Annotated in this window: 15 protein-coding genes; 7 read left to right on the top strand and 8 right to left on the bottom strand. The window is 73.8% G+C overall.

Going from position 1 to position 15,441, the window contains the following annotated elements:
* Positions 1-9 precede the first annotated feature (9 nt).
* Genes ACBI99_RS22620 through ACBI99_RS22610 form a run of 3 tightly spaced genes read left to right on the top strand, consistent with a single transcriptional unit; the run spans position 10 to position 4,172 of the window.
* Entirely contained in the window at positions 10-1,056 is a 1,047-nt protein-coding gene (locus tag ACBI99_RS22620; protein ID WP_357590869.1) for a C39 family peptidase, read from the top strand.
* Positions 1,057-1,059: 3 nt separating this feature from the next.
* The gene (locus ACBI99_RS22615) at positions 1,060-2,913 is read left to right on the top strand and encodes a prolyl oligopeptidase family serine peptidase (protein ID WP_219517822.1); all 1,854 of its coding nucleotides are present in this window, start codon (positions 1,060-1,062) and stop codon (positions 2,911-2,913) included.
* A complete protein-coding gene (locus ACBI99_RS22610; RefSeq protein WP_219517820.1) occupies positions 2,910-4,172 on the top strand; it encodes a M20/M25/M40 family metallo-hydrolase in 1,263 nt (420 codons plus the stop codon). Before ACBI99_RS22615 ends, ACBI99_RS22610 begins: the two co-directional genes overlap by 4 nt.
* Here the strand turns inward: ACBI99_RS22610 and ACBI99_RS22605 are convergent.
* Genes ACBI99_RS22605 through ACBI99_RS22580 form a run of 6 tightly spaced genes read right to left on the bottom strand, consistent with a single transcriptional unit; the run spans position 4,082 to position 8,319 of the window.
* Positions 4,082-5,167: a hypothetical protein gene (locus tag ACBI99_RS22605; RefSeq protein WP_375073395.1), complete on the bottom strand. Its 1,086-nt coding sequence runs from the start codon at positions 5,165-5,167 to the stop codon at positions 4,082-4,084. The two genes, ACBI99_RS22610 and ACBI99_RS22605, sit on opposite strands and share 91 nt — an antisense overlap.
* Complete coding sequence (locus ACBI99_RS22600) at positions 5,164-6,006, bottom strand: ABC transporter ATP-binding protein (protein WP_375073394.1); 843 nt, start codon at positions 6,004-6,006, stop codon at positions 5,164-5,166. The genes ACBI99_RS22605 and ACBI99_RS22600 overlap by 4 nt, the downstream gene beginning before the upstream one ends.
* Positions 6,003-6,395: a GntR family transcriptional regulator gene (locus ACBI99_RS22595; RefSeq protein ID WP_219517814.1), complete on the bottom strand. Its 393-nt coding sequence runs from the start codon at positions 6,393-6,395 to the stop codon at positions 6,003-6,005. The genes ACBI99_RS22600 and ACBI99_RS22595 overlap by 4 nt, the downstream gene beginning before the upstream one ends.
* A 57-nt stretch (positions 6,396-6,452) precedes the next feature.
* Positions 6,453-7,175, bottom strand: coding sequence for a DUF427 domain-containing protein (locus ACBI99_RS22590; protein ID WP_375073393.1), 723 nt, complete (start codon positions 7,173-7,175; stop codon positions 6,453-6,455).
* Positions 7,176-7,225: 50 nt separating this feature from the next.
* The gene (locus tag ACBI99_RS22585) at positions 7,226-7,813 is read right to left on the bottom strand and encodes a hypothetical protein (RefSeq protein ID WP_375073392.1); all 588 of its coding nucleotides are present in this window, start codon (positions 7,811-7,813) and stop codon (positions 7,226-7,228) included.
* Between the two features lie 38 nt (positions 7,814-7,851).
* A complete protein-coding gene (locus ACBI99_RS22580) occupies positions 7,852-8,319 on the bottom strand; it encodes an adenylyltransferase/cytidyltransferase family protein (RefSeq protein WP_219517809.1) in 468 nt (155 codons plus the stop codon).
* A gap of 205 nt (positions 8,320-8,524) precedes the next feature.
* Here ACBI99_RS22580 and ACBI99_RS22575 point away from each other — a divergent pair, with 205 nt between their 5' ends.
* A complete protein-coding gene (locus ACBI99_RS22575; RefSeq protein ID WP_219517808.1) occupies positions 8,525-8,968 on the top strand; it encodes an ATP-binding protein in 444 nt (147 codons plus the stop codon).
* 17 nt (positions 8,969-8,985) lie between these two features.
* On the opposite strand, the gene ACBI99_RS22570 is transcribed toward ACBI99_RS22575, so the two are convergent.
* Both ACBI99_RS22570 and ACBI99_RS22565 read right to left on the bottom strand, forming a co-directional pair.
* Positions 8,986-9,774, bottom strand: coding sequence for a DUF899 domain-containing protein (locus ACBI99_RS22570; protein ID WP_375073391.1), 789 nt, complete (start codon positions 9,772-9,774; stop codon positions 8,986-8,988).
* A 78-nt stretch (positions 9,775-9,852) separates the two neighbouring features.
* A complete protein-coding gene (locus ACBI99_RS22565; protein ID WP_375073390.1) occupies positions 9,853-10,824 on the bottom strand; it encodes a response regulator transcription factor in 972 nt (323 codons plus the stop codon).
* A gap of 184 nt (positions 10,825-11,008) precedes the next feature.
* On the opposite strand from ACBI99_RS22565, the gene thrS reads away from it, so the two are divergent.
* From thrS to ACBI99_RS22550, 3 genes are all read left to right on the top strand, one after another.
* Positions 11,009-12,196, top strand: coding sequence for a threonine--tRNA ligase (gene thrS, locus ACBI99_RS22560; RefSeq protein ID WP_375073389.1), 1,188 nt, complete (start codon positions 11,009-11,011; stop codon positions 12,194-12,196).
* Between the two features lie 81 nt (positions 12,197-12,277).
* Positions 12,278-14,491 carry a TRAP transporter permease gene (locus tag ACBI99_RS22555; protein ID WP_375073388.1) on the top strand — a complete coding sequence of 738 codons (2,214 nt, stop codon included), beginning with the start codon at positions 12,278-12,280 and terminating at the stop codon, positions 14,489-14,491.
* Positions 14,488-15,417, top strand: a complete 930-nt coding sequence (locus ACBI99_RS22550) for a TAXI family TRAP transporter solute-binding subunit (protein WP_357590881.1) — start codon at positions 14,488-14,490, stop codon at positions 15,415-15,417. The genes ACBI99_RS22555 and ACBI99_RS22550 overlap by 4 nt, the downstream gene beginning before the upstream one ends.
* Positions 15,418-15,441 lie beyond the last annotated feature (24 nt).

Here is a 15,441-nt window from a genome sequence, read left to right as displayed (position 1 = left end):
GGTTCCACAATGAGCCTGGTGCTCACCGTCGACCTGGCCCGTGTCTGTTTCGCCCGCTTCTCCGTGCCGGCGGGCCAGGCGTCGTGGACCAGTGCCGAGCACCCGATCGGCTTCGCGGCGACGCAGCTCGTGGCCTCGTGGACGGCGCGGACGCCGCCGGGCTCGTGGATCGAGGTGGAGCTTCAGGCGACGACGGCGGCGGGTTCGCGGACCAGGTGGTACGTGATGGGCCGCTGGTCGGAGCACGGCGAGCCGCGCACGTCGGTCCCGGGGCAGGGGGACGAGGACGGGGACGTGGCGGTCGACACGTTCGTGGCGCGGCGGCCGGTGACGGCGTTCCGGGTGCGGGTGACGGCGCACGGCGCGGGGGCGCGCGTGCACGGGCTGGGCGTGATGGCCTCGGCGCTGCCGGCCCGGCCCGCGCCGAGCGCGCCGGGGCCGGGCGGGGCCTTCCATCTGGTGGTGCCGGCGCATTCGCAGCACGAGCACGCCGGGCACCACCCGCAGTGGGACGGCGGCGGCGCGAACTGGTGCGGCCCGGCGGCGGTGGCCATGGTGCTCGCCTACTGGGGCCGTGGCCCGGCGGCTGACGAGCTGGGCTGGGTGGGCGCGGGCGACCCGTGCCCGGCGGTGGACCACGCGGCGCGCGGCGCCTACGACACCAGCTACCAGGGCACCGGCAACTGGCCGTTCAACGTGGCGTACGCGGGCACGTACGGGCTGGCCGGTCTCGTGACGAGGCTGCGGTCGGCGGCGGAGCTGGAAGTGCTGGTGCGCGCCGGGATCCCGGTGATCACGTCGCAGTCGTTCAAGGAGCACGAGCTCCCGGGCTCCGGCTATTCCACGGGCGGGCACATCATGGTCGTCACGGGGTTCACGGCCGCGGGCGACGTCATGGTCAACGATCCGGCCGCGCCGGGCGACGCGCAGGTGCGCCGGGTCTATCCGCGTGCCGCGTTCGAGCGGGTGTGGCTGCGGAGCTCCGGCAGCGGCGGGATCGCGTACGTGCTGCACCCACCCGAGATGTCCTTGCCCCCGTCAAATGGCAATTGGTGAAATATGAGTATTCGACCGATCGATGTGGCCCGGACCGACGGCGGCCCCCAGTGGGTTGAGGCGGTGGCCACGCCGGAAGGCGTCGAGGTGTGGTGGGACGAGCCGCGCCCGCACGAGGGCGGCCGGCGTTGCGTGGTGCGGCGCCTGCCGGGCGGCGAGCGGGTGGACGCCCTGCCGGACGGCTGGAACGCGCGCAACCGGGTGATCGAGTACGGCGGCCGGTCGTGGCGCCCGCTGCCCGGTGGCGGCCTGGTGTTCACGAACTGGGCCGACCAGCGCGTCTACCGGATCGGCGGCGGCGACCCGGTGGCGCTGACGCCGGCGGGCCCGGCCCGTTACGCCGACCTCTACCTGCCGCCGGGCCGCGACGAGGTGTGGGCGGTGCGGGAGAGCGCGGACGTGCGCGACCTGGTGGCGATCCCGCTGGACGGCGGGCCGCTGACGGTGATCGCCGAGGCGCAGCGTTTCCTGATGAATCCGCGTTTGTCGCCCGACGGGCGGCATGTCGCCTGGATCGGCTGGGACCATCCGGCGATGCCGTGGGACGCCACCGAGCTGTGCGTGGCGCCGCTCGGCCCCGGCGGGCAGGCGGGGCCGTACGAGGTGGTCGCGGGCGGGCCGGACGAGTCGGTGGTGCAGGCGGAGTGGCGCGACGACGACACGCTGTACGCGATCACCGACCCGACGGGCTGGTGGAACGTGCACCTGATCGGCAGGGACGGCACGCGGATCCGCAACCTGACGCCGGTCGAGGCGGAGTTCGGCCACGCGGCGTGGAAACCGGGCTCGGGCTGCCTGGCGGTGGCCGGTGACCGGCTGGCGGTCGTGTACGGCACGCCGGACCGGCGCAGGCTGGCCGTGCTGGACCCGGGCGGCGGCGAGCTGCGCGACATCGGCGGGGAGGCCACCTACTGGGCCTCGACGGTGTCGGCGGCCGGGGGCAAGGTCGCGGCGGTGTCGGCGACCCCGTACACGCCTCTGGAGGTGATGCTCGTCGACCTCGACGGCGGCGGGCACGAGGTGGTGTCGGCGCCCAAGGAGCTGCCGGAGCGGGACCTGCTGCCGGTGCCGGAGGCGGTGACGGTCGAGGGCGTGCACGCGCACCTGTATCCGCCGGCGGGGACGCGCGGCCCGGCCCCGTACGTGATCTTCGTGCACGGCGGGCCGACCGGCAACCACCCGGTGATGCTGGACCTGGAGATCGCCTACTTCACCAGCCGGGGGCTGGGCGTGGCGGTGGTCAACTACGGCGGCTCCACCGGCTACGGCCGCGCCTACCGCGAGCGGCTGCGGCACCAGTGGGGCGTGGTCGACGTGCAGGACTGCGCCAAGGTGGCGCGCGGGCTGGTGGAGCTGGGCCGGGCCGACGCGGCGCGGATCGCGATCCGGGGCGGCAGCGCGGGCGGCTGGACGACGGTGGCGGCGCTGGTGCACAGCGACGTGTTCGCGGGCGGCGTCGCCCATTACGCGATCACCGACCCGGAGAGCTGGGCGGCCGAGACGCACGACTTCGAGTCGCGCTACCTCGACGGCCTGATCGGCCCGCTGCCGGAGACGCGGCAGCGCTACAGCGAGCGCTCGCCGCTGCTGCACGCGCACCGGGCGTCGGGGCCGTGCCTGATGCTGCACGGGCTGGAGGACGCGATCGTGGACGTCGGCCAGGCCGAGCGGTTCGTCGCGGAGCTGGACAGGAACGGCAAAGAGTGGGCCCTGCTCACCTTCGAGGGCGAGCAGCACGGCTGGCGCAGGGAAGAGACGATCGTGGCGGTGCTGGAGGCCGAGCTGGCCTTCTACGGACTGATCTTCGGGTTCGAGACGCCCGAGGTGGCGCCGCTGAAGCTGGAGGGCAGGAAGTGAAGAGCGTCGCCGAGATCTGCTCGGACCTGATCAGGTTCGACACCACCAATCCGGGCTCCGGGGAGCGGCCGGCCGCCGAGTACGTGGCCACGCTGCTGGCCGACGCCGGGCTGGAGCCGGAGGTGTTCGAGTCCGCGCCGCGCCGCACCACGGTGGTGGCGCGGATGGCGGGCGACTCCCCGGACGCGCTGCTGGTGCACGGGCACCTGGACGTGGTCCCGGCCGACCCGGCCGAGTGGCGGATGCACCCGTTCTCCGGCGAGATCGTCGACGGGTGCGTCTACGGCAGGGGCGCGGTCGACATGAAGGGCTCGTGCGCGATGACCCTGTCGGCGGTGCTGGGCATGCGGGCGCTGGGCGTGCGGCCCCGGCGGGACGTGGTGCTGGCGTTCCTGGCCGACGAGGAGGCGACCGGCGACTTCGGCTCGCGGCACGCGGTGACCGAGCACCGGGAGCTGTTCGACGGGGTCACGCAGGCGATCAGCGAGTCGGGCGGGTTCAGCGTCGACTCCGGCGGCCACCGCGTCTACCCGGTGGCGGTGGGCGAGCGCGGCACCGCGTGGATGAAGCTCACCGCGCACGGCGTGGCCGGGCACGGCTCCCGGCCCGCGGTGGACAACCCGGTCGCGACGCTGGTGCACGCGCTGTCGCGCATCGCCTCCTACCAGTGGCCGGTACGGGTCACGCCGTCGGTCGCGGCGCTTCTCGACAGCCTGTCGGAGATCACCGGGCAGCCGATCGACCTGGACCGGCTGGACGCCGAGGCGCGGCGGCTCGGCTCGCTCGGCAAGCTGTTCGAGGGGCAGATCCGCAACTCGGCCAACCCGACGATGCTGGAGGCCGGCTACAAGGTGAACGTGGTGCCCTCGACCGCCGAGGCGCACGTGGACGGCCGCTACCTGCCGGGGCTGCAGGAGGAGTTCCTGGCGACGATCGACGAGCTGCTCGGGCCGAAGATCACCCGGGAGTTCGTCAACCTGGAGGACGCCCCGGCCGCGCCGTACCCGTCGTCGTTCTTCGACGAGCTGGCCGCCAGCCTCGTGGCCGAGGACCCGCTGGCCAGGCCCGTGCCGTACGTGATGAGCGGCGGCACGGACGCCAAGTCGTTCGCCAGGATCGGCATCGAGGGGTACGGGTTCGCGCCGCTCATGCTGCGGCCGGATCTGGACTACTTCGGGATGTTCCACGGCAAGGACGAGCGGGTGCCGGTGGAGGGCCTGGAGTTCGGCGTCCGGGTGCTGACGCGGCTGCTGTCGTGAGCCCCCGGTAGCGGAGTGCCGCCCGCCGTGCGGCGCAGCGTGAGCCGCACGGCCAGGCCGCCCAGGACGGCTGAGGCCAGCAGGAGGATTCCCGCCTCGGTCCACTGGAAGCGCCAGAACATCGACGGCGGGTGGTAGGTCACCGCGTAGCGGTAGCCCGCGTCGAACAGGCACTTGTGCCAGGAGTCGGTGTTGCGGCTGGCGCGCCCGGCGTCCAGCCGCCGCTCGCAGGCCGCGGACGTGTCCGCCGTGCCGACCTCGCGCCCGGCCGGGTCCACCCAGGCGCCGCCGCCGACGAGCCGGGCGTCGGGGTCGGCGAGCACCACGCTGCCGGTCAGCTCGGCGCGCTGCGGGGTGGCGTAGTGGTCGCTGAGCGCGAACAGCGCGAACATGGTCGCCGCCACCCCGGCCACGACCAGCGCCATCGCCGGGAGCGTCCGCTTGAGCACCGCCCCGGCCAGCGTCCCCAGCGCGAACGCGTACAGCCACCAGGCGGCCGGGGCCACCCCGGTCATGTTGAAGATCCCGATGTTGCCGAACCCGGAGTCGATCCCCTCCCGGAACACCGGCCGCCACAGGCTGACCATCAGCGACAGCAGCAGCCCGCCGGCCACCACCGCGCCGCCGAGCACGGCCAGCTTGACCGCCAGCCACCGCCGCACCGGCACCCGCTGGGTCCAGGCCAGCAGGTGGGTGCCGCGCTCGTACTCCCTGCCGAGCAGCGGCGCCCCCCAGAACGCGCCGATCAGCGCGGGCAGCACGAGCGGCATCCAGCCGAACACCGAGTAGACCGCGTCGTAGCGCTCCCCGAGGCCGACGGCCGCCTCCAGCGACCCGCAGAACGCGGTGCCCCCCGGGCAGCCGCCGGGCACGTGCGCGGCCACGAACGACCGTGCTTCGAGGGCGGAGCCGAGCAGCAGCAGGCCGAGCGCGGCCAGGAAGCCGGCGGTGACGAGGATCTGCGCCCGGTGCTGGCGCCAGGTGACCCAGATCATCCGGCCACCTCCGCGGGCGCGGGCAGCGCCGCCGACGCGGGGCTGCGCAGGTAGCCCATGACGAGCTCGTCCAGGCCCGGCCGCCGGGCGTTCCAGCGCGGGTCGGGCGGCGGCCCGCCGCGCACGAGCAGGCTCACCTGCCTGCCGGTGCGGCTCTCCCCGACGACGTCGCATCCGGCGGCGGAGGCGCCGGCCGGGCCGGTCAGCACGCTGTGCCCGCCGAGCAGGTCCTCGATGTCGCCGCTGACCTGGAGCCGCCCGCCGTTGAGCACGATCAGCCAGTCGCAGGTGTCCTCCAGGTCGGAGACGACGTGCGAGGACAGCAGCACGGTCAGCCCGCGCTCGGCCACCTCGGCCATGATCGAGCGCATCACGTCGTGCCGGGCGACCGGGTCGAGGTTGGCCAGCGGCTCGTCCAGCACCAGCAGGTCGGGCAGCCGGGCCAGCGCGAGGGTCAGCGCGACCTGCGCCCGCTGCCCGCCGGACAGCCGGCCGACCCTGCCGGTGAGCGGGATGCCGAGCCGGTCCAGCCGTCTCCTGGCCGCCTCCTCGTCCCAGCGGTCGTTGGTGCGGCGGCCGAAGCGCAGCGTCTCCGCGACCGTGAACGTCTCGTACAGCGGCTTGTCCTGGGCCACGAACGCGGCCTGCCCGCGCACCGTGACGCCGCCCCGGGCGGGGGCGAGCAGGCCGACGGCGGCGTGCATGAGCGTGGTCTTGCCGGCGCCGTTGGGGCCGACCAGCGCGGCCACGCGCCCGGCCGGGACGGCCAGCGAGCAGTCGCGCAGCACCCAGGAGCGGCGGCGGCGCACGGCCAGCCCGGTGACCTCCAGCGCGTTCACGCGACGCCCTCACGCGCGGAGCCGGCCAGCACCGCGCCGAACAGCGCCCGCAGGTCCTCCTCGTCCAGCCCGGCGGCGCGCGCCTGGCGCACCCACTCCTCCAGCCCGCGCCGCAGCCGGTGGTGGTCGGCCAGCGTCGGCCCGGCGATCCCCTGCTCGACGAACGTGCCCAGCCCCGGCCGGCCCGCCACCAGGCCCTCGCGCTCCAGCTCCCGGTAGGCCTTGAGCACGGTGTTGGGGTTGATGGCCAGGCTCTCGACGACCTCGCGCGCGGTGGGCAGCTGGTCGCCGGGCCGCAGCGTGCCGAGCCGCAGCGCCTGTTTGACCTGGTGGACGAGCTGGAGGTAGGTCGCCACCCCCGATCCCCGGTCGAGCTGGAACTCGATCACGAAACCACCCTTTCACTATTCGAATAGCGAAAGGGTGGTGGATCGGGGTGGCGGCTGTCAACCGGCCCTGTCCTCCAGCACGCCGTCGACGTAGACGTCGAGCTTCTCGTTGTAGAAGGCGATCAGGCCCGCGACGCGCTCGCTCTCCGGCAGCGGCGTGCGGTAGGACCAGGCCAGGTCATCGTGGCCGTTGACCGACCAGTATTCGGCCGTGCCCTTGTACGGGCAGCGCGTGACCGTGGCGGTGGGCTCCAGCAGGTCGAGCCGGACGTCGGTCTTCGGCAGGTAGTAGCGGGGCCGCAGGCCGGTCTCGAACAGGACCCGGGCGTTGCGCGAGTCGGCCACCGTCACCCCGTCGACCTCCACCCGCACGTGCCGCGAGCTGGGCAGGATGTCGACGCGCGTGTACGGGTCGCGCGCGTGCACGTACACCTCCTCGTCCTCCTCGAACCAGGCGTCCATCGCGTCCCAGTCGAAGCGGACGTGACCCCGTACCGGCTCCAGGGGCACGTCGTCGCCGTAGACGAGCGCCTCGCCGCCGCCCGGGGCGAGCGTGTGGACGGCGGCCTCGCCCCGGCTCGGCGAGCGGCGGGTCTCGCCCGTGGGCTTGAGCGCGTCCGGCTCGACGTCCTCCAGCGGGAAGTAGTAGGTCGGGTAGTGCGGGCTCTCCCACACCATCAGGGCGCGGGTGGTGTCGGCGACCGCGCGGCCGCCCAGATAGGTCCTGACTCGCTTGGCCGTGCGCTCGACGCGCACCCGGCCCCGGCTCGTGGCGTCCATGCCCGCCGCAACCGCGCGGCAGGCTCCCCTATTCCGGTGTCACGCGCCCGCTATCCGATGCCGAACGCCGCCAGCGTGCCCCACGTGACGAGCGTCCCGACGAGCGTCCCGGCGGCCACCTGGGCCCACGTGTGGTGCGTCAGCCGCACCCGGGCCCAGCACACCAGCGCCACCACCGCCGCCCCCGCCGCCAGCGTCGGCGCCGCGGGCAGCACGTGGGCCAGCACCACCACCGTGCCCGCCGACACCGCCGCGTGGAAGGAGATCTTCCAGCGCAGCGTCACCGGGATCGTCACGGCCAGCGCGGCCAGCATCGCCGTCACCGTCGCCACCAGCAGCGTCGGCGCGCCGAGCACCCCCAGCAGCAGCAGCGCGAACAGCACCGCGCCGACGGCGGCCAGCAGCGGGCCGGTGCGGCGGGCCCGGTCGACGATGTGGTGGGAGTCGAGCCGCCCCGAGCGCACGCCCACGGCGATCACCGCGGCGGGCACGCCGCCGCACAGCACGGAGGCCACCAGCCCCCACACCGCCCCCGCCCAGCCCTCCGCGATGAGCCCCACGGCGGGCGGCATGGCGATCACCAGCACCTGCGGCGCCAGCAGGTCCGTCACCCTCCGCGCCAGGAGATCGGCCGTCATGTGACGGAAGATTACGCGATCATGGGAGCGGGGCCGCGTCAGCCCTTGCCCGCGGCGTTGACGATGCGCGTCGTCGACCGGTCGGGGATGGCCTCCAGCTCCCAGCACTCGGCGCCGAGCAGCGCCGCCGCCGCGCACCGGCCGCCCGCGTGCGGGTCGCCCGCGGTGTGCGCGAGCGCGCCGGGCCGCATCGGGGTGAGCAGGTCGATGTAGTCCTCGGGCCCGTGCGCCTCCGGCGGCCCCGTCACGATGAACACCCCCGTCACGAACCGCAGCGCCGCCAGCAGCTCGGCGCGCTCGGCCGCCGGGTTGAACGGCCGCGAGGGGCCCTTCCACGCGCGCACCCGCGGGTCGTCCTCCACGCCGACGACGAGCGGCAGCCCTCGCGCGGCCACCGCGCCCAGGTAGCGCACGTGGCCCACGTGCAGGATGTCGAAGACTCCGGTCACGACCGCTGCCCCCGGGTGGTCGTACCGCTGCACCCAGACGGCCTCCAGGCTGCTCACGCAGGCACTCCTCCTAGTCGACTCGTCGATCGCAGCGTACTAGGCGCTCGCGCCTCGTGACCTGCCGGGGACGCGCTACCCCGCCTGTCCCGCAGGACATCGGGCCTGGTGCCGCGCGGGCAAGGGCATTCGCACCTTTTCGCGACCATCCTCCGCCCCGGCGTGGCGCGTCTCATGACGTCGCCGCATTCAGGGGGGTTCCACCGTGGCCACGCCGGACTCGCAACACGATCTCGCGCTCCGATTCCCGGGGGTGCCGTCGCAGGTCGCGGGGGCGCGCGGCCTGGTGACGGCCGTGCTCGGCCGCGACCATCCGCTGCACGACGACTGCGCGCTGCTGACCAGCGAGCTGGCCACCAACGCGATCCTGCACTCGCGCTCGGGCGACGGCGGCTCGTTCACGGTGGCGGTGCGGGTCTGCGGGGAACTGGTGCGCGTGTGGGTGGAGGACGGCGGCTCGGAGGCGCCGCCGTGCGTGTGCCGGGCCGACCCGTACGCGACGGGCGGGCGGGGGCTGCCGCTGCTGGAGGCGCTCAGCCACCGCTGGGGCTTCACCCGGCACGACGGCGCCACCCGCGTGTGGTTCGAGCTGCTGCTGGTGACCGTGCCCGCCGGGTGGACCGCCCGGAGCCGTACCGGGACCGGCTGAGCCCCGGGCCGCCCGCGTCAGTGGTGGGAGCCCTCGCGGCCGAGGGTCTTCTCGGGGGTGGCGCCGGGGCGGGTCCACTGCGGCACCGGGCGGCTGTCCGGCCCCCAGGTGGCGGCGCCGTCCACGTCGGAGCGCCAGTACCAGCACGGGTGACGGCCCTCCGGGCGGCCCTCCGGGTTGTCCTCCCACGCCTCGCCGCGCCCGTACGGCGTCATGTCGAGCAGCCCGAAGCAGCCGTTGGCCGGCTCGTTGCCCCGGCCGGTCGTGGAGTAGGTCAGGAACACCCGCTCGCCCTCGCGCAGGAAGCAGGAGAGGGCGGCCATGCCGCCGCCGAGCGGCTCGTCCAGGCCGCGCACCGAGTACCACGGCTGGGTGTAGCCCATGAACGCGGTGAAGGCGGCCACCTCGTCCCAGCGGCCCGGGGTCAGCACGGCGAACGAGACGCCCCGCGTGCCGAGGTAGACGACGGAGTCCTTCAGATGCCAGGCCATCGTGGTGCAGCCCTCGCACTGGCCCTGGTGCGGCGCGCCGTCGTACCACATGTGCTTGTAGACCACGAGCTCCTCGCGCCCCTGGAACAGGTCCAGGAACGGCACCGGCCCGTCGGCGCCGACGACCTCGGCCGTCCCGTCGAACTCCACCATCGGCAGCCGGCGGCGCGCCGCCGCGATGGCGTCGCCCTCACGGGTGTGGGCCTTCTCCCGGACCAGCAGCTCGTCCCTGGCCGCCTGCCAGGTCGCCAGGTCGACGACGGGCGGGCGGCCGGGCAGCGCCCCGGCCGGGTCGCTCGGCGTGGTCGTCATCATGTCCTCCGTGGTGTCTCGTGCCGGACGGCGACGGTCGCCGTCCTGATCAGCGGACTTCCCCGAAACAACGAGCGGTGTTCAGACGTCCAGCCGGCACAGGCCCTCGGCCAGCGCCTTGGTGCTGAGCCGGGTGCGGCTGTCGCAGCCCAGCTTGGCGAAGATGTGCTCCAGGTGCGTGGTGACCGTGCGGACGCTGAGCACCAGCGCGGCGGCGATCTGCGGGTTGGAGTCACCGGCCGCGACCCGGGTGAGCACGTCCACCTCGCGGCCGGTCAGCTCGTACGGCAGCGCGCAGGGCCGTTCGGCCACCACGGCGCCCTGCAGTCCGCCCTGGAAGCCGACCCCGGCCCGCAGCAGCCGCATCTCGTGCCAGCGGCCCTGCCCGTCGAGCCAGAGGCCGTGCCGGTTGAGCTCGCGCGAGTCGATGAACGCCCGCGCGTAGGCGGCGATCGCCGGGTCGTCCCACAGCTCCGGCGAGGTCTCCAGGCCGGGCACGCCGCGCCGGACGCCGAGCCGGTCGAACGCCACCGCCCGGAACCCGCCCGGCAGCCCCACCGGGTCGATCACGCACCGGGTGAGGTCGGTGACGTGCGCGAGCATGGGGCTCACCGCGCCGACCAGCGCGGCGGTCAGCTCGGGGAAGGCGTCGCGGGTGGCCAGGTGCAGCAGCCCGGTGTAGCGGCCCCCGGCCAGGAACAGCGGCGCCGTCAGCCCGGCCCGCCAGCCGTACGGGGCCAGGTGGCGGCGGAAGTAGCGCTCGGTGCCCGGCTCGGGCATCGCGACCGGCGCCCGGGTGGCCATCGCCCTGCGGTACGCCTCCAGCGCCGCGTACTCCTCGGCCGCGTCGCCGTCGATGCGCCGGTGGCCGTCGGAGACGACGCTGTGGTGGCGGCCGGTGGCGGGGTCGAAGGCGACGAACTCGTAGGCGTCCAGCGGCACGACCTCGCGCAGCGCCGCCATCGCGCCGTGCGCTCCGCTCCCCCCGGCGACCTGGTAGCCGACCTCGGCGAACGCCCGCAACTGGCGCACGGGCAGGGTGATCTCGGCCACGGTTCTTTATATCATTTGCCGTTTTTTGCAGGGCCTTGGCGAGGCCACCGGTGTTAGGGTGCCCGTATGCAGCGCGCTTCCGTCACGACGACGCCGGACCCAGTCCCGGCGCGCTGACTTCTGTCTCCCGGGCGAATGCCCGGGATCGGATCGGTCGTTCGCCCTTTCACCGCAAAGGACGATCATGAACGACCACCGCAGACTCGGCCGCGAGCTGGGCATCTTCGACACCGACCCGCTGATCGGCTCCGGGCTGCCGTTCCTGCTGCCCGCCGGGGCCGCCGTGCGCAAGGCCGTCGAGGACTACGTGCACGAGCTCGAACGCCGCAACGGCTACCAGCACGTCCACTCGCCCGTGCTCGGCAAACGCGAGCTGTACGAGCGGTCCGGGCACTGGGCGCACTACGCCGAGGACATGTTCCCGGCGATGCGCGTCGGCGGTGAGGAGTACGTGCTGCGGCCCAGCCTGTGCCCGCACCACGCGCTCGTCTACCGCTCCCGCCAGCGCAGCCACCGCGACCTGCCGCTGCGCCTGGCCGAGCTCGGCGGCATGTACCGCGCCGAGCTGTCGGGCGTGCTCGGCGGCCTCACCCGGGTGCGCGCCATCCAGCTCAACGACGGGCACGTGTTCTGCCGCCCCGAGCAGGCGGCCGGCGAGGTGTCGGCGGCGCTCGACCTGATCGAGGCCGCGCACGCCCAGCTCGGCATCCGGGCCGCCCGCTACCGGCTGTCGCTGCGCGGCGACGGCGCCAAGTTCGTCGACGACCCGGAGCTGTGGGCGCGCTCGGAGGCCGTGCTGCGCGAGGTGCTCCAGCGGCGCGGGCGCCCGTACGACGAGGAACGCGGCGAGGGCGCCTTCTACGGGCCGAAGATCGACATCCAGATCGCCGACCCGGCCGGCCGCGAGTCCACCCTGTCCACCGTGCAGGTCGACTACTTCCAGCCGGAGCGCTTCGAGCTGTCCTACGCCGGCGGCGGGCGTCCCGTCATGGTGCACCGCAGCGTCGTCGGCGGCCTGGAACGGCTGCTCGCCCACCTCGTCGAGGTGCACGCCGGCGCGTTCCCCGCCTGGCTCGCGCCCGTGCAGGCCGTCGTCCTGCCGCTGTCGGACGCCGAGCAGCCCGCCGCCGAGGACCTGGTACGGCGGGCCGTCGCCGAAGGGCTGCGGGCCGAGCTGGCCCCCGCGGCCAAGGGCAGCCTCGGCGCCCGCATCCGGGCCCACCGGCTGGTGCCGTACCAGCTCGTGGTGGGCCCGCGTGAGGCGGCGAGCGGGGCGGCGTCGGTGCGGCTGCGGGACGGCAGCCAGGCGGGCGCGGTGCCGCTCGCCGAATTGGCCGCTCGGGCCAGGCCACGGTTTTCAGGCGGACAATAATCCCATAAAGGTAACGGAGTCTTCCCACGGCCTGTAAACCCCTCGTAAATTGCCCCCAGTGCCGTGTCGGGAGGAATCGTTGTGACCGAGCTGAGCGACCGAGAGGCCGACCTGGTTTCGGCGCACGAACAAGAACGGCCCGCCCGGCGGCTCGGCGGAATCCTGCGGCTCGCCGTGTGGATCGTCGGAGCCCTGCTGTCGGCCTACTCGATCGCGGTGGTCTTCTGGCCGGTCGAGGCGTTGCAGCATCGGATGACGTTCCTGGCGGTGGCGCTGCCGCTGGTGTTCCTGGCCTACCGCTCCGGGCTGGGACCCGCGCTCCACCGCCTGCGCCGCCGCCGGCCGTCGCCGTCCCCGGATGGGGCGGTGGCGCCGACGCTCCCGGAGTTCCCCGCGCCCGACGACGCCACCGTGGAGGTCCCCACCGCCCCTGCCGTCGCCCCCACCGTCGAGCTGCCCGCCGCCGCCCCGGGCGCGGCCGCCACCGTGGAGACGGTCACCCCCACGGAAACGCTCCCCGCGGCGACGGCGGCCGCACCGGACGAGCCGGCGTCCGGCGGGGGCGCGGGATCGGAAGCGGGCACGGGGCCGGGCGCGGGATCGGAGGCGGGCCGGGAGTGGCCGACCGTCGGCGACTGGGTGCTGGCGGTGCTGTCGGTGGCGGTGCTGGTCTATCCGCTGGCCGACATCGACGCCTTCCGGGACCGGGGCTCCGGGGCGGCGCTGACCGGGCTGGACGTGGTGGCGGGGCTGGCGCTGACCGGGCTGCTGCTGGAGGCGGTACGGCGGACCGTCGGCTGGGCCCTGGCCGCCATATGCGCATTTTTCCTGGCTTATGCCTATTTCGGGGTGTATTTGCCCATTGACTGGACCATCGGTCACCGCGGATTCGACCTGGCCCAGATCGTCTCGCAGCTCTATACGGGCACCGAAGGCTTTTTCGGCGTCCCTTTGCAGGTCGCCGCCAGCTACATCATCCTTTTCACCGTCTACGGCGCCGTCCTCGACTTCTCCGGCGCCAGCAAGTTCTTCATCGACCTGAGCTTCGCCGCCTTCCGCAGGTCGCGCGCCGCCCCCGGCCGGACGGTCACCACGGCGGGCTTCCTGCTCGGCACCGTGTCGGGCTCGGGCGTGGCGACGACCGTGAGCCTCGGCAGCGTCGCCTGGCCGGTGCTGCGCCGGGCCGGCTACCCGAGGGAGCCCGCGGCCGGGATCCTGGCGGCGAGCGGCATCGGCGCGATCCTGTCGCCGCCGACGCTGGGCGCGGCGGCGTTCATCATCGCCGAGCGCCTCAACGTCGGCTACCTGGAGGTGCTGATCTACGCGACGGTCCCGACGATCCTGTACTACCTGGGGATCTTCCTGGCCATCGAGATCGACTCGCGCCGGTTCGGGACCCGCGCGGTGCCGGTGGACGCCCCGCCCGTCGGCAGGCTGCTGCTGCGCTTCGGCTACCACTTCAGCTCGCTGCTGATCATCGTGGTGCTGATGGCGCTGGACTACTCGGCCTTCCTGTCGGTGGTGATCGCCACGGTGGTGGCGTTCGGGCTGTCGTTCCTGGACCCGGCGCACCGGATGGGCCCGCGGCGGGTCTGGCACGCGCTGGCCAAGGGCACGCTGGAGGTGCTGCCGGTCACGGCGGTGTGCGCGGCGGCGGGCATCATCGTGGGCGTCATCACCCAGACCGGGCTCGGACTCAACCTGAGCAAGATCATCGTGGACTTCGCCGCGGGCAGCCTGGTGCTCACCACGCTGCTGGCGGCCGGGGCGGTCATGCTGCTCGGCCTGGCCGTGCCGGTGACCGCGAGCTTCATCATCGCCGCGGTCATCATCAGCCCGGCGCTCATGACGCTGGGCGTGACCGAGCCCGAGGCGTACATGTTCGTCTTCTACTACGCGGTCCTGTCGGAGGTGAGCCCGCCGACGGCGCTGTCGGCGGTGGCGGCGTCGGCGATCACGGGCGGCAACACGTACCGGACGATGCTGCTGACCTGGCGCTACACGCTGCCGGCGTTCCTGGTTCCGTTCGCGTTCGTGCTGACGCCCAACGGGCAGGCCCTGCTCGGCCAGGGGCCGATCGGCACGGTGCTGGCGATGACGGCGGTCTCGGCGGTCGCGGTGGCCGCGCTGGCGATGGCCACCGGCGGGCTGAGCGGCGTGCCCGAGCGGCTGCTGGCCGCCTGCGCCGCCATGCTGCTGCTGTTCCTCGAACCCGTCCCGATCGCGGCCGGCCTGGCCGTCCTGGCGGTCGCGGCTGCCGTACACCTCATCAGGAGAAGGAGAACCCCAGCGTGAAGCGGATCTTTGCGGTGCTCGCCGCGCTCGCCCTGATCGCGGGCTGCGGCGGTTCGGGGAACCGGCTGTCCGTCGCCACCGGCGGCACCACGGGCGTCTACTACGTCTACGGCGGCGGCCTGGCCGCGCAGCTGTCGAACAACATCGCCAACACCCAGGCCACCGCGTCCGTCACCTCGGCCTCGATCGAGAACATCAAGCTGCTGGCCACCGGCAAGGCCGACATCGGCTTCTCCCAGTCCGACACGGCGGCCGACGCGGTCGCGGGCACCGGCTCGTTCACCGGGAAGCAGCCGGTCAAGGCGCTGGCCCGGATCTACGACAACTACTCGCACGTGGTGGTGGCGCCCGGCGTCGCGGCGGAGAAGGTCGCCGACCTCAAGGGCAAGACGGTCTCGCTCGGCCCGCCGAACTCCGGCACCCAGGTCGTGGCCCGCCGCATGCTGGAGGCCGCCGGGCTGAACCCCGACAGCGACATCACCAAGCAGCAGCTGTCGATCAACGAGTCGGTGCAGGCGATCAAGGACGGCACCATCGACGCGTTCGTGTGGGTCGGCGGCCTGCCCACGGCCGGGGTGGTCGACCTGGCCACCACCAAGCCCGACATGAAGATGCTCGACACCAGCGACGTGCTGGCCGGGATGCAGGCCAAGTACGGCAAGCAGTACGTGGGGCTCGACATCGACATGAGCGTCTACAAGCTCCAGGGCACGGTCAGGACGGTCGGCATCGCCAACGTGCTGCTGGTGCCCGACGCGATGCCCGAACAGCTCGCCTACGACATCACCCGAACCCTGTTCGAGAAGAAGGCCGAGCTGGTCAAGGTGCACCCGGAGGCCGAGAAGCTCGACCGGGCGCTGGCCCAGCAGGTGGAGCCGGTCGCGCTGCACCCGGGCGCGGCCCGCTACTACAAGGAGAAGGGCTGAGCAGGGCGGCCCTCGCGCTCGCCG

The sequence above is a fragment of the Nonomuraea sp. ATR24 genome (assembly GCF_041950485.1).
GTDB classification, from domain to species: domain Bacteria; phylum Actinomycetota; class Actinomycetes; order Streptosporangiales; family Streptosporangiaceae; genus Nonomuraea; species Nonomuraea ceibae.
Note: the sequence above shows the minus strand (reverse complement) of the source record. Positions and strands in the feature narration are given on the sequence as shown.

What these genes read in the sequence shown, in the direction of transcription:
- ACBI99_RS22570 (WP_375073391.1), bottom strand. Translation starts at nt 9,774, where the DNA reads ATGATGACGACCACGCCGAGCGACCCGGCCGGGGCGCTGCCCGGCCGC.
- thrS (WP_375073389.1), top strand. Translation starts at nt 11,009, where the DNA reads ATGAACGACCACCGCAGACTCGGCCGCGAGCTGGGCATCTTCGACACC.
- ACBI99_RS22605 (WP_375073395.1), bottom strand. Translation starts at nt 5,167, where the DNA reads ATGATCTGGGTCACCTGGCGCCAGCACCGGGCGCAGATCCTCGTCACC.
- ACBI99_RS22590 (WP_375073393.1), bottom strand. Translation starts at nt 7,175, where the DNA reads ATGGACGCCACGAGCCGGGGCCGGGTGCGCGTCGAGCGCACGGCCAAG.
- ACBI99_RS22620 (WP_357590869.1), top strand. Translation starts at nt 10, where the DNA reads ATGAGCCTGGTGCTCACCGTCGACCTGGCCCGTGTCTGTTTCGCCCGC.
- ACBI99_RS22615 (WP_219517822.1), top strand. Translation starts at nt 1,060, where the DNA reads ATGAGTATTCGACCGATCGATGTGGCCCGGACCGACGGCGGCCCCCAG.
- ACBI99_RS22585 (WP_375073392.1), bottom strand. Translation starts at nt 7,813, where the DNA reads ATGACGGCCGATCTCCTGGCGCGGAGGGTGACGGACCTGCTGGCGCCG.